Annotated in this window: 20 protein-coding genes; 4 read left to right on the top strand and 16 right to left on the bottom strand. The window is 71.5% G+C overall.

From position 1 onward, the window contains the following. Positions 1-4: 4 nt before the first annotated feature. The 10 genes from QFZ27_RS00555 to QFZ27_RS00510 all read right to left on the bottom strand — a co-directional run bounded on the left by QFZ27_RS00555 (position 5) and on the right by QFZ27_RS00510 (position 9458). Complete coding sequence (locus QFZ27_RS00555; protein WP_429224131.1) at positions 5-418, bottom strand: hypothetical protein; 414 nt, start codon at positions 416-418, stop codon at positions 5-7. 214 nt (positions 419-632) lie between these two features. Further along, positions 633-1511: an NAD-dependent epimerase/dehydratase family protein gene (locus QFZ27_RS00550; RefSeq protein ID WP_429224130.1), complete on the bottom strand. Its 879-nt coding sequence runs from the start codon at positions 1509-1511 to the stop codon at positions 633-635. 10 nt (positions 1512-1521) lie between these two features. Further along, positions 1522-3309, bottom strand: coding sequence for a phosphoenolpyruvate--protein phosphotransferase (gene ptsP, locus QFZ27_RS00545; protein ID WP_429224129.1), 1788 nt, complete (start codon positions 3307-3309; stop codon positions 1522-1524). 4 nt (positions 3310-3313) lie between these two features. Continuing rightward, a complete protein-coding gene (locus QFZ27_RS00540; RefSeq protein WP_429224128.1) occupies positions 3314-3586 on the bottom strand; it encodes an HPr family phosphocarrier protein in 273 nt (90 codons plus the stop codon). 26 nt (positions 3587-3612) lie between these two features. Then, positions 3613-4023: a PTS sugar transporter subunit IIA gene (locus tag QFZ27_RS00535; protein WP_026869137.1), complete on the bottom strand. Its 411-nt coding sequence runs from the start codon at positions 4021-4023 to the stop codon at positions 3613-3615. A 43-nt stretch (positions 4024-4066) separates the two neighbouring features. After that, complete coding sequence (gene rapZ, locus QFZ27_RS00530) at positions 4067-4945, bottom strand: RNase adapter RapZ (protein ID WP_429224127.1); 879 nt, start codon at positions 4943-4945, stop codon at positions 4067-4069. Next, positions 4942-5403: an HPr kinase/phosphorylase gene (locus QFZ27_RS00525; RefSeq protein WP_429224126.1), complete on the bottom strand. Its 462-nt coding sequence runs from the start codon at positions 5401-5403 to the stop codon at positions 4942-4944. The genes rapZ and QFZ27_RS00525 overlap by 4 nt, the downstream gene beginning before the upstream one ends. Before the next feature lie 49 nt (positions 5404-5452). After that, positions 5453-6892, bottom strand: a complete 1440-nt coding sequence (locus tag QFZ27_RS00520; RefSeq protein WP_429224125.1) for a pre-peptidase C-terminal domain-containing protein — start codon at positions 6890-6892, stop codon at positions 5453-5455. A gap of 41 nt (positions 6893-6933) precedes the next feature. Beyond that, positions 6934-8685 (bottom strand): stimulus-sensing domain-containing protein, encoded by a 1752-nt coding sequence (locus QFZ27_RS00515; RefSeq protein ID WP_429224124.1) that lies wholly within the window; start codon positions 8683-8685, stop codon positions 6934-6936. Positions 8686-8759: 74 nt separating this feature from the next. Then, positions 8760-9458 carry a response regulator transcription factor gene (locus QFZ27_RS00510; RefSeq protein WP_138887943.1) on the bottom strand — a complete coding sequence of 233 codons (699 nt, stop codon included), beginning with the start codon at positions 9456-9458 and terminating at the stop codon, positions 8760-8762. 143 nt (positions 9459-9601) lie between these two features. On the opposite strand from QFZ27_RS00510, the gene QFZ27_RS00505 reads away from it, so the two are divergent. Further along, a complete protein-coding gene (locus QFZ27_RS00505; protein WP_429224123.1) occupies positions 9602-10327 on the top strand; it encodes a HugZ family pyridoxamine 5'-phosphate oxidase in 726 nt (241 codons plus the stop codon). A gap of 12 nt (positions 10328-10339) precedes the next feature. Here QFZ27_RS00505 and pip read toward each other — a convergent pair whose 3' ends face one another. After that, positions 10340-11290 carry a prolyl aminopeptidase gene (pip, locus tag QFZ27_RS00500; protein ID WP_429224122.1) on the bottom strand — a complete coding sequence of 317 codons (951 nt, stop codon included), beginning with the start codon at positions 11288-11290 and terminating at the stop codon, positions 10340-10342. Between the two features lie 123 nt (positions 11291-11413). Between pip and QFZ27_RS00495 the strand changes: the two genes are divergently transcribed. From QFZ27_RS00495 to QFZ27_RS00485, 3 genes are read left to right on the top strand one after another with little or no spacing between them, the layout of a single operon-like run. Further along, the gene (locus QFZ27_RS00495; RefSeq protein WP_429224121.1) at positions 11414-12163 is read left to right on the top strand and encodes a thermonuclease family protein; all 750 of its coding nucleotides are present in this window, start codon (positions 11414-11416) and stop codon (positions 12161-12163) included. Continuing rightward, a complete protein-coding gene (locus tag QFZ27_RS00490) occupies positions 12163-13494 on the top strand; it encodes a M48 family metalloprotease (RefSeq protein WP_429224120.1) in 1332 nt (443 codons plus the stop codon). The genes QFZ27_RS00495 and QFZ27_RS00490 overlap by 1 nt, the downstream gene beginning before the upstream one ends. A gap of 30 nt (positions 13495-13524) precedes the next feature. Next, entirely contained in the window at positions 13525-14775 is a 1251-nt protein-coding gene (locus tag QFZ27_RS00485; RefSeq protein WP_429224119.1) for a M48 family metalloprotease, read from the top strand. Positions 14776-14862: 87 nt separating this feature from the next. Here QFZ27_RS00485 and QFZ27_RS00480 read toward each other — a convergent pair whose 3' ends face one another. The 5 genes from QFZ27_RS00480 to QFZ27_RS00460 all read right to left on the bottom strand — a co-directional run bounded on the left by QFZ27_RS00480 (position 14863) and on the right by QFZ27_RS00460 (position 18475). Then, positions 14863-15750: an RNA polymerase factor sigma-32 gene (locus QFZ27_RS00480; RefSeq protein ID WP_429224118.1), complete on the bottom strand. Its 888-nt coding sequence runs from the start codon at positions 15748-15750 to the stop codon at positions 14863-14865. 162 nt (positions 15751-15912) lie between these two features. After that, positions 15913-16731 carry a hypothetical protein gene (locus QFZ27_RS00475; RefSeq protein ID WP_429224117.1) on the bottom strand — a complete coding sequence of 273 codons (819 nt, stop codon included), beginning with the start codon at positions 16729-16731 and terminating at the stop codon, positions 15913-15915. Positions 16732-16872: 141 nt separating this feature from the next. After that, positions 16873-17373: a CarD family transcriptional regulator gene (locus QFZ27_RS00470; protein WP_138887935.1), complete on the bottom strand. Its 501-nt coding sequence runs from the start codon at positions 17371-17373 to the stop codon at positions 16873-16875. A 276-nt stretch (positions 17374-17649) separates the two neighbouring features. Continuing rightward, complete coding sequence (gene fdxA / locus QFZ27_RS00465) at positions 17650-17991, bottom strand: ferredoxin FdxA (protein ID WP_429224116.1); 342 nt, start codon at positions 17989-17991, stop codon at positions 17650-17652. 7 nt (positions 17992-17998) lie between these two features. Then, on the bottom strand, positions 17999-18475 hold the full coding sequence (locus QFZ27_RS00460) for a tellurite resistance TerB family protein (protein WP_429224115.1): 477 nt from the start codon (positions 18473-18475) through the stop codon (positions 17999-18001). Positions 18476-18480: the final 5 nt, after the last annotated feature.

Below are 18480 nucleotides of genomic sequence, written 5' to 3'. Positions count from 1 at the left end.
GGGGCTACGACCCGCGTCGCCCGGCCGCAGTGACTCCGTGCAGTCGCAGCTGCGGGCGGCCGTGCTGCCGCGTCGCGTCGGTCCTGCCCGTCGCGGGCGGGGAAGAGGACACCAGGGCGGATCCGTCGTCGTCGGGCACGGCGGTGGTGACCCGGTTCAGCCGGGCGACGGTGGCCACGATGTCCCGGCGAAGCTCGGCCGGCAGATACGGATCGCCGGCGTCGATCACCGCCTCGACCCGGGCCAGCACCTCTTCCAGCTCCAGGATCTGGCCGTTCCCGACGGCCGAGGTCCGCATCAGCAAAGCGCAGGTTCGCCCCAGCCAGTCGGCGAGATCGTCGGCATCGCCCAGGCAAACCGGCGACCGCTCTCCATTCCGGAGCCAGATTGCCGGCGTGATATGAACGATCCCTTGCATGCCTCTCTTCCCACGACGAGTCGGCATCGACGAGTTTTGTATAAAATATTATCTATTGCAATACAGAGAATGCGTGTTGTTTGCGGCTGGGACTCGGCCCCCGGTCAGCCCACCGGATAGGGCTCTTCGGCGAAGCGCTCGGCGTGATAGCCCTTCGACCCGACCAGCCGGACCAGCGGGCTCCACAGCCCGCCGCCCGCCTGCAGCCGGTCGATCACGGCCCGGAAGTCGTGGCGGGGCTGCCAGCCCAGCCCAGCTCGGCGCGGGCCCGGTCGTTGACATAGACCCGGTCGATGCCCGGCAGCATCCGCCAGCCGCGGCGGGCATATTCGGCCTCGTGGCCGGGGACGCGCCGCCGCACCACGGCCGGTGCGTCGCGCCGCAGCTCCGCCAGGTCCTCCGGCCGGAACGGTGTGGTGGCGCTGACGATGTAGCGGCCGAAGCCGATCGCCGGCGTCTTCTCCAGCGCCAGCAGATGGGCCTCGACCACGTCTTCGATGTCGACCCGCCGGAACAGGTATTCGTTGGCCTTCAGGTTGTCGTCGGCATAGGCCGCGCGCCTGGCGCCGTCGTCATCGGCCTCGGGGAAGAAGCGCGAGGTGCGCAGGACCAGGCAGGGCAGGCCCTGGCTGCGGTGGGCCAGCTGGCACAGATCCTCGGCCGCGGCCTTGGTGACGCCGTAGATGCTCTTCGGCACCGGCACGATCGCCTCGGTCACCCAGGCGGCCGGGGCGCCGGCGGGCGGCACCAGGGCGTCGCCGAACACGCTGGTGGTGCTGGTGAAGACGAAGGCGCCGATGCCGGCGGCCGTCGCCTCCTCCAGCAGGTTCAGCGTGCCGGTGATGTTGGTGTCGACGAAGTCCTGCCGGCCATGGGTGGCGACATGCGGCTTGTGCAGCGTGGCGGCGTGCAGCACTGCCCAGGCCCCGGCCATGGCCTGGCGCACGACGGCGCGATCGGCGACCGAGCCGACCCGGTCGGTGAACAGCCCGGGCAGCACGTCGAGGCCGATAGCCTCGTGCCCCCGGTCCCGCAGGCTGCGGATCAGCGCCTCGCCGAGATGGCCCGAACTGCCGGTGACCAGGACCTTCATCGGCCGCCCTCTACCCGCCCTCGTTGAAGTCGTCGAGCAGTGCGGCGATCCGGCCGGAATCGGTCTGGTCCAGCATCATCCGGGCGCGGCGGGCGGCGGCGACGCTGTCCAGAGTCAGGATCCGGCGCTTGACCTCCAGCAGCCGCAGCGGCGCCATCGACAGGTCGCGGATGCCGAGGCCGATCAGCAGGGCGGTGAAGCGCGGGTCGCCGGCGATCTCGCCGCAGGCGCTGACCGGAATGCGGGCCCGCAGCGCCGCCTCGACCGTGAACTGCACCAGCCGCAGCACCGCGGTGTGCAGCGGGTCGTAGAGATGGGACACGGCCTCGTCGCCGCGGTCGGCGGCCAGCGTGTACATCACCAGGTCGTTGGTGCCGATGGCGAAGAAGTCGACCTCGCGCGCCAGGGCGTCGGCGATCAGCGCCGCCCCCGGCACCTCGATCATCACCCCGAAGGGCGGCATCGCCGCCGGCACCGGCACCCGGCGCCGCTTCAGCCGCCGCATCGTCCGGTCCAGCGCCGCCTTGACCGCTCGGATCTCACCGATGGTGGTGATCATCGGCAGCAGAATCCGGATCGGCCCGTGCGCGCCGGCCCGCAGGATCGCCGCCAGCTGCGCCTCCAGCAGCTTCGGCTCCTTCAGCGACAGCCGGATGGCGCGCAGGCCCAGCGACGGGTTGGCGCTCTCGGCGAAGCGGCCGCCGAGGGCCGAGGCGATCTTGTCGCCGCCGAGGTCGAGGGTGCGGATCGTCACCGGCTTGCCGGCCATGCCTTCGACCATGCCGCGCAGGACCGAATACTGCTCCTCCTCGCCGGGCAGATCGTCCCGGTTCATGAACATGAACTCGGTGCGCAGCAGGCCGACGCCGGCGGCGTTCATCTCGGTCGACATCTGCACGTCGCGCGGCAGCTCGACATTGGTCGACAGGGTGATGTCGACGCCGTCCCGGCTGCGCGACGGCAGGCCGATCAGGGCCTCCAGCTGCTTGCGGTCGGCCCGGGCCAGGTCGCGCCGGATGCGGTAGGCGGACAGGGTCTCCTGCGTCGGGTCGATGATCACCTGGCCGGTGGTGCCGTCGACGATCACGGTCTGGCCGGCGCGGACCCCGGCCAGCAGGCCCGGCACGCCCAGCACCGCCGGCAGGCCGAGCGACCGCGCCATCACCGCGGTGTGGCCCTGGGCGCCGCCGAGGGCGGCGGCGAAGCCCATCACCCGGCGCGGATCCATCAGCGCGGTGTCGGCCGGGGTGATCTCCTCGGCCAGGATGATGCTGCCCTCGGGCAGGCCGGCCAAGGCCTGGAACTGGCGCTTGGTCAGATTGCGGATCAGCCGGGACCCGACCTCGCGGATGTCGTCGATGCGGCCGGCCAGGTAGCTGTCGTCCATCGCCGCGAACTGGGCGGCGATCGACCCGATCTCCGACTGCACCGCATATTCGGCGTTGACCCGCTCCTCGGCGATCCGGGTCTCGACCCCGCGCAGCAGACGCGAGCCGGACAGGATAGCGGCATGGGCGTCCAGCAGGTAGCCGATATCCTCGGCCGCCTGCTCCGGCAGCGCCTGGGCCTTGGCCTTCAGCTTCTTGATCTGGCGCCGCGACTTGGCCAGCGCCTCGGCGAAGCGCTCGCGCTCGCCGGCCAGGTCGGACTCCTCCAGCCGGTATTCCGGCACCTGCTCGACGCCGCTCTCGATCAGATGGGCCGGGCCGATTGCGACGCCGCCGGAGACGGCGAGGCCGCTCAGCACGATCTCCCGGCTGGGCGCCGGTGCGGGAAAGTCGGCGATCCGGGTCGCCATGGGATCAGTCCTCGTCGAAGCCGCGCTCGACCAGGGAGACGAGCGCGGCCAGGGCCTCGGCCCCCTGCCGCCCGGCCGCGGCGATGGCGATGTCGGTGCCGGGGCCGGCCGCCAGCATCATCAGCCCCATGATCGACTGGCCGCCGACCTCGGTGCCGTTGCGCTCGACCCAGACCTCGGCGTCGAACTCGGCGACCAGCTTGACGAACTTCGCCGCCGCCCGGGCGTGCAGCCCGCGCTGGTTGCGGATGGTGACGGTGCGCGTCAGCCGGTCCATGGCAGCGTCCGGCGATACCGGGCCGCTCATTTCCGCTTTTCCGGCTTCAGCAGGGCCGAGGCCACGCTGATGTATTTCTGGCCGGCCTCGCGCGCCGCGGTCACGGCGTCGGTCAGGGTGTCGGTCTTGCGCACGGAGGCCAGCTTGATCAGCATCGGCAGGTTGATACCGGCGATCACCTCGACATTGGCGCGATCGAGGATCGAGATCGCCAGGTTCGACGGCGTGCCGCCGAACATGTCGGTCAGCAGCACCACGCCGCGACCGCCATCGACCGCGGACACCTTGTCCATGATCTCGGCCCGGCGCTGCTCCATGTCGTCCTCGGGCCCGATGCAGACCGTGGCGACCTGGGGCTGGGCGCCCACCACATGCTCCATCGCCGCGACGAACTCGTCGGCGAGGCGACCATGGGTCACGAGGACCATGCCGATCATCGGGTGGGTGGTCATGTCGTTCCGGTTGCCTTCCTGTCAGCCCTTACGTCGGCATGTCGCGATGGACCAGGCCGCGGCGGGTGCCCTGGCCGTCCAGCCAGGCCGCCAGCGTCTCCGCCACGAACACCGATCGATGTTTGCCGCCGGTGCAGCCGACGGCGATGGTGAGATAGCTCTTGCCCTCGCGGTTGTAGCGCGGCAGCAGCGGTTCGAGCAGGCCGAACAGCGAGGTCATGAACGGGTCGAACTGGGCGTCGCGCCGGATCATCGCCTGCACCGCCGGGTCCTGCCCGGTCTGCGGCCGCAGGTCCGGCACCCAGTGCGGGTTGTCGAGGAAGCGGACATCGAACACCAGGTCGGCCTCGCGCGGCAGGCCGCGCTTGAACGAGAACGACATCACCGTGACATACAGGCCGGGCGCGGTGTCGAGGCCGAAATGCCCCTCGATCAGGCGCCGCAGGTCCTGCGGGTTGGTCAGCGAGGTGTCGACCACGACGTCGGCCAGGGGGCGCAGCGGATACAGCTCCAGCCGCTCGCGCCGGATGCCGTCCGCCACCGGCCGGTCGATCGCCAGCGGGTGGCGGCGCCGGGTCTCGATGAAGCGGCGCTGCAGCACCTCGTCGTCGGCGTCGACGAACAGCAGCCGGACATCGACGTCGCCGCGGGCGCGCAGGGCCGCGATCTCGGCCTCCAGCGCCTCGACCGAGAAGCCGCGGGTGCGGGTGTCGATGGTCACCGCCATCGGCCGGCCCTCGGAGTGATCGACCAGCGGGCCGAGCAGCGCGATCGGCAGGTTGTCGATCGCCTCGTGGCCGAGATCCTCGAGGGTCTTCAGCGTAGTGGAATGGCCGGCGCCGGACAGGCCGGACACCAGCACCAGACGATGACGCGCACCGGGCGGCGGTTGAGGAATGTCGGTCATCGGGCGAGACGGTGTTCGGGCAGGGCCAGCGCGGCCAGGGCCAGGCGCAGCTTGACCGGCGCCGAGGCCTCGAAGGGCGCCACCGAGACCAGCGGCAGGCGGATGCCGAGATAGGCGCAGATCGCCGGCTCCGGCAGCCGCTCGATCGCCTCGGTCGGCTTCAGGTCGGCGACCAGCAGCACCGGGGCGGCCGGCTCGAACGGCACCGGGATCGGCCCGAAGCCGCGGGCCTCGATCAGCCCGGCCAGGACGGCAGGCGGGCGCGCCACGACGACGCCGCCCTCGAGCGAGAGCTGCACCTGGTCGTCGGCGACCAAGCGCCCCCCGGCATCGATCAGCCGGAGGGCCAGGTCGGATTTGCCGCTGCCCGACGGCCCGCGCAGCAGCACGCCGCGGCCGTCGACTGCGACGCAGGTCGCATGGATCGTCGCCATCGCGGGTGGGAAGGTGGACGGCACCCCTGGTCCCTGTCAATCGCAACGGCAAATCATCAGACAAGAAGACGCGTTATTTCGCCGGCACCGCCTTGGCCTCCAGCGTGTAGGGCGTGTCGCCCTGGTAGGAGTAGACCCGCAGCAGATAGGTGCCGGGGTCCAGCCGCAGCTGCAGCTCCTCCGGATCGGTGCCGGATTCCGCGCCGCTGATCAGGCTCTCCTGGTCCGAGGCGCGCAGCAGGTCGATGTCGGCGTCGCCCTGGTCCATGGTCAGGCCGATGGTGACGTCGGCGCGGTTGACCAGGGTGAAGCGCCAATAGTCGTCGCGGTCGGTGAAGCCGACCCAGTCCTTGATCGTGACGGCCTGCGGCCCGACGCGCTCGATCGTGCCGGCCTCCTCCGGGGTGTTGCCGGCGTGGTCCGGCGGCGGCGGGGCAGCGGGCGCGCCGGCCACGGTCACCCGGTACTCGGTGGCCTCGCTGCCGGCCGGATAGACGTTCAGATAGTAGGTGCCGGCGTCGAGCGTCGCGGTCAGCGCCTCGGCATCGGTGTCGGTGTTGGTCCCGCTCAGCAGGTTGCTGCCGTCGGCGCCCTCCAGGTTGATGTCGGCATCGGCCGACATCCCGGCCAGGCCGATGGTGACGGCCTGCCGCTCGCTGATCTTGAAGGCGTAGTAGTCGCTGGCATCGGCCGGGCCGACCCAGTCGCTGGCCTCGGCGCTGGTGCCGGTGACGTCGCCCAGGTCGCGGGCGTCGGATTGGCTGGACCCGGCCGAATCCGCCGGCGGCTCCTCGCCCGGCGTGCCGGAGACGGAGAGGCGGTACGGCGTGTCGTCGCCATAGCTGGTGATGACGAGATAGTAGGTGCCGGCCTTGAGCACCGCGGCGATGTGCTCGTCGTCGGAGCCGCCGGCGGCCGAGGAGCCGAGGGTGCCGCCGTCGCCGTCGCGCAGCTCGATATCGGCGTCGCCGGTCATGCCGGTGAGGTCGACGCTCAGATTGGTCCAGCCGTCGGTCGTGATGGCATAGACGTCGGTCTGGTCGCTGTTCGAGACCCGGCCCTCGGCGGCCAGCGGCGAGCCGCCGACGGTGCCGAGCGGCGTCGCGGTGCCGACGGTGTCGTCGGCGGAATCGTCGGCCGGGGCCACGACGCCGGGCGTGCCCTCCGCGGCGGCGCCCGGCATGGCGATGCGCATCGGCGCCAGGGTCTGCGCCCACATGTAGCCGACCGGCGTGTTCGGGGTCTGCACCCGCACCCAGCCGCCGACGGCCAGCCGGCCGGTGACGATGACCTGCGACCCGAAGGGCAGGGTCTCCTTCAGCTCGGCGGTGCCGTTCGGGGCGTCGCGGACCGAGGCGCTGGCCCAGGTGACGAAGGACAGCGCGTCCATCTCCTCCAGCACCGCCGGCGGCGCCGGAGGGGCCGGAACGGCGGCCGGCGTCTGGGCGAAGGCCGGCGCCGCGGCCAGGATGAAGACGCTGCCGAGCAGCAGCCCGCGCAGGCACGATGTCATGAGGTTCCCCCTTCGATACGGAATGCCGTGAATGTGCGCCGTCATTTCGCGGGGATCTTCACCGTGAAGCGGGCGCCGGGGCGCCCGTCGCGGTTCTCGGCGAAGATCTGGCCGCGATGGGCGGTGATGATCTGCTTGGAGATGCTGAGCCCCAGGCCGGAATGGGTGCCGAATTTTTCCCCGGCCGGGCGCTCGGTGTAGAACCGGTCGAAGATCGCTTCAAGCTTGCCGGCCGGGATGCCGGGGCCGTCATCCTCGATGGTGGCGATCACCCAGGCGCCTTCGCGCCGGGCGCGCAGGGTGATGGCGCCGTCGGGCGGCGAGAACGAGATCGCGTTGGTGATCAGGTTGCGGAACACCTGCACCAGCCGGTCCTCGATGCCGGGCACGGTCAGGGCCGAGCCGGGCGGCAGGCTCAGGCTGATCTTGAGGCCGGTGTCCTCCAGCGTGGCCTTGTACAGCTCGGTCAGCATGCCGATCATGCGACCGATGTCGACCGTCCCGGTCTCGGCCCGCGACAGCTCGGCATCGAGACGCGAGGCGTCGGAGATGTCGGTGATCAGCCGGTCCAGGCGCTGCACATCCTCCAGGATGATGGCCATCAGCCGGCGCTGCTGCGCCGGGTCGGTGACCCGGGCGGTGGTCTCGACCGCGCTGCGCAGCGAGGTCAGCGGGTTCTTGATCTCGTGCGAGACGTCGGCGGCGAAGCGCTCGATCGCGTCGATCCGGGTCCACAGCGCCGCGGTCATGGCCCTGAGCGCCGAAGCCAGCTCGCCGATCTCGTCGCGCCGGCCGCTCATGTCCGGGATCTCGATCTTGCGGCCGCGGCCCTGCTGCACCCGCTCCGCCGCCCGGGCCAGCCGGCGGATCGGCCGGGTGATGGTGCCGGCCAGGTACAGCGACAGGATGATGGTGACGCCCAGCGCGATGGCGAAGACCTTCAGGATCTCCTCGCGCACCGTCTGCAGGTTGCCCTCGATGTTGACGCCCTCGCGGGTCATCAGCACGGCGCCCAGCACCAGCCGTACGCGCTGCACCGGCACCGCGACGCCCAGCATCAGCTTGCCGTCCTCGCGGGTCCAGATCTGGCGGCCGACGCCGCCGCTCAGCGCGGCGCGGGCGCTGGCATAGTCGTTGGCCTGCTGGTCCTGGCGCTCGACATAGGTCGGCCAGCGCTTGCGCGGCCCGGCGAATTCGGTCGACCAGTCGTAGATCGCGTCCCAGATGCCGCGGAACCAGCCCTTGGCCTGCGGCGCCAGCAGCGGCCGCACCTCGATGATGCCGCCGGGCTGGCCCAGCATCCGGCTGTCGGCCACCAGCTTGCCGTCGGCGCCGAACAGCCGGGCCCGGGTGTCGTTGGTCTGGTACACCCGGCGCACGATCTGGCGGGCATTGTCCGGGTCCAGCGACTGCTGCGTGTCAACGCCGCCGACCACCGCCGCCTCGGCCAGGTTGGCGGCCAGGATCGTGGCCTCGGCGTCGAGCGAGGACAGCTCGTTCTCGATCAGCCGCTCCTGGTAGGACGACAGGTACAGCATGCCGCCGACCAGCATCATCAGGGCCATCATGTTGACGGCCAGGACGCGGGCGGTGAGCTTGGAGAAGAAGCGGCGGCGCAGGCGCGCGACCGGCGCGTCGACGGCGCGGCCGCCGACCGGGGTCGCGGTGATCGGCTCGGCAGCCGGCTCCGGCGCAGCGGCCTCGGGGGCGGCGCCGATCGCGTCGGGGCTGGCCTCGGCCGGCTCGCCGAGGCGCGGCGCGGGGCCGCGGGAGGCTCTCAACGTGACCGTCATGGGGGGGCCGTCATGGCATCACGCGGCGGTCGGCTCCGGATCACGACCGGAGAAGGGGACGGCCGCCGGTCCGCTCAAGCCTCCTTGTAGCGGTAGCCGACGCCGTACAGCGTCTCGATATGGCCGAACTCGGTGTCGATCGCCTTGAACTTCTTGCGGATGCGCTTGATGTGGCTGTCGATGGTGCGGTCGTCGACATAGATGTGCTCGCCATAGGCCGCGTCCATCAGCTGGTCGCGGCTCTTGACGTGGCCGGGGCGGATCGCCAGCGCCTTGACCAGCAGGAACTCGGTGACGGTCAGGTCGATGGTCTCGCCGCGCCACAGGCAGGCGTGGCGGTTGCCGTCCAGCGTCAGGTCGCCGCGGGCCACCACGGCGGCGGGGTCGGCCGGGGTGGTGTCGGTCGCCAGCTGCTCGCGCCGCAGCAGGGCCCGGATGCGCTCGATCAGCAGGCGCTGCGAGAACGGCTTCTTGATGTAGTCGTCGGCGCCCATGCGCAGGCCGAGCAGCTCGTCGACCTCGTCGTCCTTCGAGGTCAGGAAGATCACCGGCATGTTGGTGGTCTTGCGCAGCCGGCCCAACAGCTCCATCCCGTCCATGCGCGGCATCTTGATGTCGAGCACGGCCAGGTCGACCGGCTTCTGCGCCAGCCCGCGCAGCGCTTCGTCGCCGTCGGAGAAGGTGCGCACCTCGTAACCCTCCGACTCCAGCGACATCGCGACCGATGTCAGGATGTTGCGATCGTCGTCGACCAGCGCGATGGTCTGGGCCATGGCCCCCCTCCACTCTCACCAACCCGCCCCCGGCGGGCACATTTGCATTGCCGGGGACGCTGGACGCCCAATATGGCGTATTCGCGGCCAAATTGTCACTCGGACGAGGTAATCCCCAGGAAAACCAGGGAGGTAGCGGCGCGATGACGATATCAGAGCTCGCCCCGGCCGAACGGGCCAGGATCCTGCTGCGCGGCCTGGACCGCGCCGCCCTGGCGACGCTGGACGCCGAAGGCGGCCCCTACGCCTCGCTGGTGCTGGTCGCGACCGACCCCGCCGGGCAGCCGCTGCTGCTGATCTCACGGCTGGCGGAGCACACCGGCAACCTCGAGCGCGACTCCCGGGCGGCGCTGCTGTTCGACGGCACGGCCGGATTCGACCAGCCGCTGACCGGGCCGCGCCTGACCGTCTCCGGCCGGGCCGAGCCGGCGGACGATCCGGCGCTGCGCGCCCGCTATCTGGCGCGGCATCCGGATGCGGCCGGCTATGCCGGTTTCCCGGATTTCAGCCTGTGGCGGGTGCGGGTCGCGCGCGGCCACATGATCGCCGGCTTCGGCGCCATCCACCGCTTCGACGCAGAGGATCTGCTGATCGACCCGCCGCCGGCGCTGACCGCGGCCGAGCCGGGCATCATCGGCCATATGAACGGCGACCACGCCGATGCCATCGACCTCTACGCCCAGGCGCTGCTCGGCCGCAGCGGCAGCGGCTGGCGGATGACCGGGATCGATGCCGACGGCGCCGATCTGCGCCTCGGTCCCGCCGTCGCCCGGCTGGCCTTCGCGGCGCCGGTGACTGACGCCGACACGGCGCGGAAGGAGCTGGTGCGCCTGGTCCGCCACGCCCGCGGTGGCGGGCTGGCGGATTGACCGAACGGCCGGTCAGCTTAACGCCTTCAGCCGCTCCATGGTCTCGACCAGGGCGGTGCGGATGCCGGGCTCCATTGCCGAATGGCCGGCGTCCGGCACCACCACATAGGTCGCCTCCGGCCAGGCGCGGTGCAGCTCGTCCGCCGTCGTGATCGGGCACACCGTGTCGTAGCGGCCCTGCACGATGGCCGCCGGGATGTGGCGGATGCGGTCGATGTCGCGCAGCAGCCGGTCCGGCGGGGTGAACAGGTTGTTCAGGAAGTAATGCGCCTCGATCCGGGCCAGGCCCAGCGCATGCGCGTCCTCGCCGGCCGAGGCGACGATCTCCGGGTTCGGCAGCAGGGTGGAGCAGGAGCCCTCATAGATGCTCCAGGCCCGGGCGGCGGGCAGGTGCACCGCCGGGTCGGGGTCGGTCAGCCGGCGGTGATAGGCGCGGGTCAGGTCGCCGCGCTCGGCCGGCGGCAGGAACTCGACGAAGCTGCGGTGCGCCTCCGGGAAGAAGGTGCCCATGCCGTGGAAGAACCAGTCGATCTCCTGCGGCCGCATCAGGAAGATGCCGCGCAGGGTCAGCGACCGGCAGCGCTGCGGATGCGCCTGGGCGTAGGACAGCGCCAGGGTCGAGCCCCAGGAGCCGCCGAAGACATGCCAGCGCTCGATGCCCAGCATGCGGCGCAGCTGCTCCATGTCGCCGACCAGGTGCTCCGTGGTGTTCTGCCGGGTCTCGCCCAGGGGGCGGGACCGGCCGGCGCCGCGCTGGTCGAAGATGATGATGCGGTAGAAGCCGGGGTCGAAGAAGCGGCGATGGGTCGGCGAGGCGCCGGCGCCGGGGCCGCCATGCAGAAACACCACCGGCACGCCGTCCGGCTTGCCGCACTGCTCCCAGTAGATGCTGTGCAGGTCGTCGACCGGCAGCAGGCCGGTGGCGAAGGGCTCGATGGTCGGGAAGATCAGGTCGCGCGGCATGGGTCTCGCTGTCGGGCTGAGTCTCGCCCTCCACTCTAAGGGGTCGGCGGCGCTTTGCAAAAAGCCGATCGAAGCGAGGCTCTGCGGTGCGAGAGCGCAGCCGAATCCGCCTATGCTGCACCGATGCGCCGCGTCCTGCTGCTCCTGATCCTGCTCTGCACCGTCGGCCACGCCCGGGCCCAGGCGGCGGACGGGCTCGACTACGGTCCGCCGGTTGCGGTCGAATCCGTGCCCGACGGCCGCACCGTCGCCCTGGCCGACGGCACGGTGGTGCGGCTGAGCGCGCTCGACATCCCGGCCGGCCGCTGGCGCGATTTCGCCCGGGCGGCCATCGTCGAGCTGCTGCAGGGCCGATCGGTCCGCCCGGCCCGGCTGGCGCCGCCCGACCGCCATGGCCGGGTGCCGGCCCAGCTGCAGCGCGAGGACGGTGCCTGGGTCCAGGCGGCGCTGCTGGGCCGCGGCTTGGCCCGGGTCGATGCCGGCGGCGCCGATCCCGCGGCGGTGCTGGCCGCGCTGCTGGCGGTGGAGGCCGAGGCCCGTGCCGCCGGCCGCGGCCTGTGGGGCGATCCCGGCCTCGCCGTGCGATCGGCGGATACGCTCGGCCGCGGCGAGATCGACCGCTTCCAGATCGTCGAGGGCCAGGTGCAGCGGGCGGCGCTGGTGCGCGGCCGCGCCTATCTCAATTTCGGTACCGACCAGCGGCAGGATTTCACCGTGACGGCGGAGCCGGCGCTGGTGAGCGCGCTGGCGGCGTCCGGACAGGACCTGACGGCGCTGCAGGGCCGGCGCATCCGGGTGCGCGGCTGGCTCGACTGGTCGGGCGGGCCGCGCATCGCCCTGGTCCGGATGGAACAGATCGAGAGGCTGGATTGATGATTCGTCGCGACCTGCTGCTGGGCCTGATGGCTGCGCCTTTGCTGCCGCATCTCGCCCGCGCCGACACACCAGAGGCGCGGGAGATCCGGGCGGCCTTCGGCGGTCCCTACCGTGCCCCGGCGCTGCGCGACCATGTCGCCCGCATCGCCCGGAATGTGGCGGATGCCGAGACCGGCGGGCGCCTGAAGGTGACGGTCGAGCTGCTCGATTCCGACCAGGTCAATGCCGCGGCGCTGCCGGATGGCCGCCTGCTGGTCACCCGCGGCCTGCTGGCCCTGGCGCGCAGCGAGGCCGAGCTGGCCTCGGTGCTGGCGCATGAGATCGGGCATGTCGTTGCCGGCCACGCCAGATCGCGCGCGGCGCGTCCGCCGGTCGACCCGGCGATCGCCGGGCTGGCCGAGGTCCAGGCCGAGGCGGAATTCGACCGGGCGCAGGAGCAGGAGGCCGACCGGATCGGCATCGCGGCCCTGGCGCGGGCCGGCTTCGACCCTGCGGCGGCGCCCGCCTTCCTGGCCCGGCTCGGCGCCGCCCAGCGCCTGGCCGCGTCCCTGTCCGGCCGGCCGGAGCTGGCGACGGCGGCGATCAGCGGCGGCGACCATCCGGAGACGGCGGAGCGGATCGCGGCGGCCCGGGCCCAGGCCGAGGCGCTGCCGCCGGGCGAGACCGGGGAGGAGGCTTGGCTCGACGCCGTCGACGGCCTGCCTTGGGGCGAGGGGGCAGGCCAGGTCCCGATCCGCGGCCAGGTGGTGATCGACCCCGCCGCCGGCTTCCGCTGGGACGCGCCGCCGGGCGTGGCCCTGCTGCGCCAGCGCCAGCGGGTGATGGGCATCGGCCCGGATGAGTCGCTGATCCTGTTCGACCACCTGTCGCAGCCGCGGGCGCTGGAAGCGCGGCTGTTCCTGGAGCGGGTCTGGGGCCGCCGGGCGGGCGGGGTGCAAAGCGTCGGGACCGGCGATCTCGGCGGCTTCCCGGCCGCGTGGGGCGTCGCCGGGGTCGCGGTCGGTCCCGACCGGTGGGAGGCGCTGCTGGTGGTGATCGAGACCACGGCGGAGCGGCGCGACCGCTTCAACATCCTGACCCGGGCCGGCAGCCCCGCTGCCGCCCTCATGCGCGGCGCGGTCGAGAGCTTCCGCCGGATCGGCGCGGCCGAGGCGGCCGCAGTGCGGCCCCGCCGCCTCGCCGTCGTCCCGGTGCGGCCGGGCGACACCGTGGCCGGTCTCGTCGGCCGGATGCGGGTCGAGGCGGCGGAGGCGCAGTTCCGGCTGCTGAACGACGTCGCGGGTGACAGCGTTTCGCCCGGAAGTCGGGTCAAGCTGGTCGTCGAGTGATGGTCTGGTGGAACGATTCGAGGGCTTGAGATGCGGCTCGCACGCCGGGACCTGCTGCTGACGGTGATGGCAGCGTCGCTGCTGCCGGCCGCTCCCCGCATCGTTGCCGCCGAAATGGTCGAGGACGAGGCGCTGGACGCATTCGGCGGCCGCTTCCGGGCGCCGGCCCTGCAGGATCGGGTTGCCGACATCGGCCAGCGCATCGTCGACGCCGAGGCCGGCGACGCGATGCGGGTCTCGGTCACCCTGCTCGATTCGGACCGGGTCAACGCCGCGGCCCAGCCCGACGGCCGCACCATGGTGACGCGCGGCCTGCTGGCCCTGGCCCGCAGCGAGGCCGAGCTCGCCTCGGTCCTGGCCCATGAGGTCGGACACGTCGTCGCCGGCCATGCCGGGCAGCGGGCGGGGCGGCCGGCCGGCATGGCCGGTGCCCCGGCCCGGGCGGCGTTCGACCGGGCACAGGAGCTGGAGGCCGACCGCATCGGCATCTCGGGCATGGCCCGGGCCGGCTATGATCCCGCTGCGGCCGTGGCCTTCCTGGCCCGGCTCGACGCCTGGCATCGCCTCGACGCCGCGCTGGCGGGCCGGCCGGAGCTCGCCTTGGCCGTCGCGAATGGCGGCGACCATCCGGAGATCCCGGATCGCCTTGCCGCGGCGCGGGCCCTGGTGGCGGCACTGCCGCGCGGCGAGACGGGGGAGGCGGCCTGGCTCGACGCCGTCGAAGGCCTGCCCTGGGGCGAGGGGCCGGGCCAGATCGCGTTCCGCGGCCGGGCGGTGATCGATCCCGCCGCCCGGTTCCGCTGGGAGGCTCCGCCGGGCGTCCTGCTGAGCCATCGGCGGCGCAGCGTCCTGGGGTCGGGGCCGGACGATTCGGTCATCGTCTTCGACCAGTCGGTGCAGCCGGAGATGCTGCCGGCCCGGGCGGCTCTCGATCAGTGGGGCGCGGCGATGGGCGGAGTGCGGGACGTCGAGGCCGGCGATCTCGGGGGTTTCGCGGCGGCCTGGGGCCTGGCCCGGCCGCCCGGCGCCTCGGAGGCCTGGGAAGCGGTCCTGGCGGTGATCGAGACATCGGCCGAACGGCGCGACCGTTTCCTGGTGCTGACCAGGACCGGCAGCCCGGTCGCAGCCGCAATGCGCCGCGCCGTCGGGAGCTTCCGCCGGATCGGCGCGGCCGAGGCTGCGGCGGTGCGGCCCCTCCGGCTGGCGGTCGTGCCCGTGCGGCGCCGGGACACCGTCGCCGGGCTGGTCGCGCGGATGCGGGGCGAGGCGGCGGAAGCCTGATTCAGGCTGCTGAACGACGTGCCCGGGAATGCGCTTCCGCCGCGGGGGACGAGGGTCAAGCTGATCATGGAGTGACGGCGTCGGGCGCTATTCCTCCAGAAACAGCTCCTCCGGCTGGGCAACGCGGCGGGAGATCGAGGCGCGCAGCTTGGTCAGCGCCCGGTGCTCCAGCTGGCGCACCCGCTCCTTGCTGACGCCGAGCTGGCGACCCAGCTCCTCCAGCGTGGCGCCGCTGTCGCGCAGCCGGCGCTGGCGGATGATGGTCTGTTCGCGCGGGCTCAGGGCGCCGATCGCCTCGGCCAGCCAGCGCGAGCGGGTGACGTTGTCGCGCATGCCGATTACCACCTCCTCGGGCGAGGGGCGGGTGTCGGCCAGCAGGCCCTGCCAGTCATCCTCGCCCTCCTCGGAGATTGGGGCGTTGAGCGACTGGTCGGAAGCCGAGAGGCGCATCTCCATCTGCTCGACATCGGCGACGTCGACCCGCAACTCGGTGGCGATCCAGGCGCGGCCGGCCTGGGTCAGCCCGGACTGGCCGCCGGCATTCTCGATCTTGGCGCGCAGCCGCCGCAGGTTGAAGAACAGCGATTTCTGCGCCGCGGTGGTGCCGGTGCGGACGATCGACCAGTTGCGCAGCACATAGTCCTGCATCGCCGAGCGGATCCACCAGGCGGCATAGGTCGAGAACCGGACCTCGCGGTCGTGCTCGAACCGGGCGGCGGCCTGCATCAGCCCGACATTGCCCTCCTGCACCAGGTCGCCGATCGGCAGCCCGTAGTTGCGGAAGCGCGACGCGGTGGCGATGACCAGGCGGGTATAGGCCCGGACCAGGGCGTGCAGCGACGGTTCGTCATGATCCTGGCGCCAGCGCTTCGCGAGCTCGAACTCGGTCTCGCGCGACAGCAGCGGCTCGCTCATCGACGCCTTGATGAACTTCAGGTTGGCGCGCTGGGTCTCGGGATCGTCGAGATGCGGCATGGACGCCCCCTCTTCGGCCGAACGATGCCGCGGATCCGTCCCGCGACCTCGATTAGACGAACACCCTCCCGCATGGCGTCGTTCCCTCGCCGGGCGGGAGCTTGTCCCTTCGTCCAATGGTTCGCCGGACCGGGGCGGTTTGTTACGCGGGAGGGTGGGCTTTCAGGCTTCCACGATCTCGGCCAGGGTCCCGTCCGGCTCGAACAGGCCGCAGGCCAGGCGGCCGCCGCGGCCGCAGCCGGAATCGAGCGTCACCGCCATGTCCTCGAGCTGCAGCCCGCCGCCCACCGGGTCGTGGCCGCGGATCAGGCGGCGGAAGCCGCCATAGGGCTCGGTCAGCCCGGCGAAGCCCGCGGCCGACCACCAGAAGGCGTCGCCCTGGGCGGCGAGCGGCCGGCTCGGGTCGATGCCGGCGCTGACGAACAGGATGCCGTCATCCTCGGTGAGGCGGGGCTCGGTGAAGGCGGCCCGGCGCAGCGCGGCATAGAGCGCGTTGTGGCCGGGGGCGGCGCGGATCGCTTCGCGCAGCCCGTTGGTCCAGCGGGTCAGCCGGACGGCGCCTTCGCGCGCCGCGGCCATGCCCTCCTCGGGCCGGCCGCCATAGGCGCGCAGCGTGCCCTCGACGCCCTGCGCCAGCATCCAGCGCAGCACGTCCTGCGGGTTCGGCGCGAATTGCAGCTGCAGCATCTTCTGCCACATCTCCTCCTGCGCCCCGCGCAGGAAGACGACGTCCTCGGCCAGCACGAAGGGGCGGGCGATCAGGACCCGCCGCATCGACAGCACTTCGTCGATCAGCGCGTACAGCCGGTCGGACCGGCCGATCAGGTTGCCGAGATAGACCAGCCGGTCGCCGGGCTGGAACCGGGCGGCGACATGGTCGTGCAGCACGGTCAGGCGGTCGACCTCGCCATGCACGGCGCCGACGGCCCAGATCCGCCTCGGGCGGCCGAGCCGGGCGAATTTCTCGGTGTCGCGGGTCACGCGGAAAGGATGGGATCTGTCATCTGTATTGCATTTTAGCGGCTCGCCCCGATGAAGCCAGCCCCTTCGGCCGGCGCCGGACGCCGGACATGGAAAAGGCGGCCCGAAGGCCGCCTTTTTCAGTATGCGCAGAGAGCGGGCTCAGGCCGCCTTCTTCAGCACCTGTTCCAGCTTCTGGGTGGCCTTGACCTCGTCGATCTTCTCGACCGCGGCCAATTCGCGCGCCAGCCGCTCCAGCGCCGCCTGGTAGATCTGGCGCTCGCTGTACGACTGCTCCGGCTGGTCGGTGGCGCGGTGCAGGTCGCGCACCACCTCGGCGATCGACACCGGGTCGCCGGAGTTGATCTTGGCCTCGTATTCCTGGGCCCGGCGGCTCCACATCGTGCGGCGCACGCGGCTGCGGCCGGTCAGGGTCTCCAGCGCGGTCTTGATCCGGTCCTTCGACGACAGCTTGCGCAGCCCGGACTTCTTGGCCTTGCCGACAGGAACCTTGAGCGTCATCCGCTCCTTCTCGAAGCTGATGGCATACAGCTGCACGGTCATGCCGCTGATGCTGTGCGTCTCCAGCGCCTCGATGCGGCCGACGCCATGCGCCGGGTACACAACGTAGTCGCCGACGTCGTACTCAAGTTCCTGAGCCATGTCTGCCAATGGAGTCACCCTCTGTGGTCGGACCCAGTGGCGTTGGCCGTAAACGGCCGCCGCCTCGCGCTTCGCCGCGCCGCTGACCGAATGTGACCTCCGCACCGAAACAGGGACGCAGAAATCGATTCCGGCCCGCATTTGGAAGGTCGGAAGTGGTCGTCAGCACCGGGAATGTGACGCGTACTATAATACGTTGCGCTTCCGATATGAAGGCCGAGCCCGCTCCGACATGACGCTTTTTTTGCAATGCAGGCCGGCGGACTCGGCGAATCGTCAATTGCCTTCGCCCGGAGTCGCGCTGAAATGCTCGGCAAATTTGTTCTCGACTTCCTTCCAAGCGTCGGCGTCGGCAGGAGCGTCCTTCTTGCGGGTGATGTTCGGCCAGATCGTGGAGTATTCGCGGTTCAGCTCGCCCCATTTCTCCGCGGCATCAGCCTCGGTATCCGGCTTGATCGCCTCGGCCGGGCATTCCGGCTCACACACGCCGCAGTCGATACACTCGTCCGGGTGGATGACCAGCATGTTTTCGCCCTCGTAGAAGCAATCCACGGGGCAGACTTCGACGCAATCCGTATACTTGCACTTGATGCAAGCTTCACCCACCACATAGGCCATACTTAGTTTACTCCGGGTCTCCATTGGCGGCCGCCGGGGCGCCGTTGCGGGCAAGCACACGGCGGCGGGCAGCGCCGCTATCCGCGTCCGAGACGAATAGAAGCGCCGCGACTCGCCGCATCAGATTGGCTTCGAGGTCGTCGACTTTACCATCGGCAAGGATCACATCCCACAGCATTTCCACAATGCGGATGCGCGCCGGCTCGTCGCAATGCTGGCGGATGGTGTGGGTCAAGGCGTGCCAGGAGACGGCGCCGTCGCTGGCCCGCTCGGCATCGGTGCCCAGCTGCGCCGCCTCGAACGGGCCCAGCCGGAAGCGCCAGGCCAGCAGCGTCTGGATGCGCTCGCGCTCCGGCTCGTCCAGCGAATCATCGACCCGGGCGGCTTCCATCAGCAGCGCGGCGACGGCACGGCGCAGCGTGGGGTCGTCGGGGATCGGCCGGGCGGCGCCGCCGCGGGCCCAGTCGAGAATGTGGTCCAGCATCGCCA

The sequence above is a fragment of the Inquilinus ginsengisoli genome, assembly GCF_050434925.1.
Taxonomy (GTDB): Bacteria; Pseudomonadota; Alphaproteobacteria; order DSM-16000; family Inquilinaceae; genus Inquilinus; species Inquilinus ginsengisoli_B.
This window is presented reverse-complemented; position numbering and strand designations above follow the sequence as displayed.

Coding starts and splice junctions, on each gene's coding strand:
- QFZ27_RS00555 (WP_429224131.1), bottom strand. CDS start 418: ATGCAAGGGATCGTTCATATCACGCCGGCAATCTGGCTCCGGAATGGA.
- QFZ27_RS00550 (WP_429224130.1), bottom strand. CDS start 1,511: ATGAAGGTCCTGGTCACCGGCAGTTCGGGCCATCTCGGCGAGGCGCTG.
- ptsP (WP_429224129.1), bottom strand. CDS start 3,309: ATGGCGACCCGGATCGCCGACTTTCCCGCACCGGCGCCCAGCCGGGAG.
- QFZ27_RS00540 (WP_429224128.1), bottom strand. CDS start 3,586: ATGGACCGGCTGACGCGCACCGTCACCATCCGCAACCAGCGCGGGCTG.
- QFZ27_RS00535 (WP_026869137.1), bottom strand. CDS start 4,023: ATGATCGGCATGGTCCTCGTGACCCATGGTCGCCTCGCCGACGAGTTC.
- rapZ (WP_429224127.1), bottom strand. CDS start 4,945: ATGACCGACATTCCTCAACCGCCGCCCGGTGCGCGTCATCGTCTGGTG.
- QFZ27_RS00520 (WP_429224125.1), bottom strand. CDS start 6,892: ATGACATCGTGCCTGCGCGGGCTGCTGCTCGGCAGCGTCTTCATCCTG.
- QFZ27_RS00515 (WP_429224124.1), bottom strand. CDS start 8,685: ATGACGGTCACGTTGAGAGCCTCCCGCGGCCCCGCGCCGCGCCTCGGC.
- QFZ27_RS00510 (WP_138887943.1), bottom strand. CDS start 9,458: ATGGCCCAGACCATCGCGCTGGTCGACGACGATCGCAACATCCTGACA.
- QFZ27_RS00505 (WP_429224123.1), top strand. CDS start 9,602: ATGACGATATCAGAGCTCGCCCCGGCCGAACGGGCCAGGATCCTGCTG.
- pip (WP_429224122.1), bottom strand. CDS start 11,290: ATGCCGCGCGACCTGATCTTCCCGACCATCGAGCCCTTCGCCACCGGC.
- QFZ27_RS00495 (WP_429224121.1), top strand. CDS start 11,414: ATGCGCCGCGTCCTGCTGCTCCTGATCCTGCTCTGCACCGTCGGCCAC.
- QFZ27_RS00490 (WP_429224120.1), top strand. CDS start 12,163: ATGATTCGTCGCGACCTGCTGCTGGGCCTGATGGCTGCGCCTTTGCTG.
- QFZ27_RS00485 (WP_429224119.1), top strand. CDS start 13,525: ATGCGGCTCGCACGCCGGGACCTGCTGCTGACGGTGATGGCAGCGTCG.
- QFZ27_RS00480 (WP_429224118.1), bottom strand. CDS start 15,750: ATGCCGCATCTCGACGATCCCGAGACCCAGCGCGCCAACCTGAAGTTC.
- QFZ27_RS00470 (WP_138887935.1), bottom strand. CDS start 17,373: ATGGCTCAGGAACTTGAGTACGACGTCGGCGACTACGTTGTGTACCCG.
- fdxA (WP_429224116.1), bottom strand. CDS start 17,991: ATGGCCTATGTGGTGGGTGAAGCTTGCATCAAGTGCAAGTATACGGAT.
- QFZ27_RS00460 (WP_429224115.1), bottom strand. CDS start 18,475: ATGCTGGACCACATTCTCGACTGGGCCCGCGGCGGCGCCGCCCGGCCG.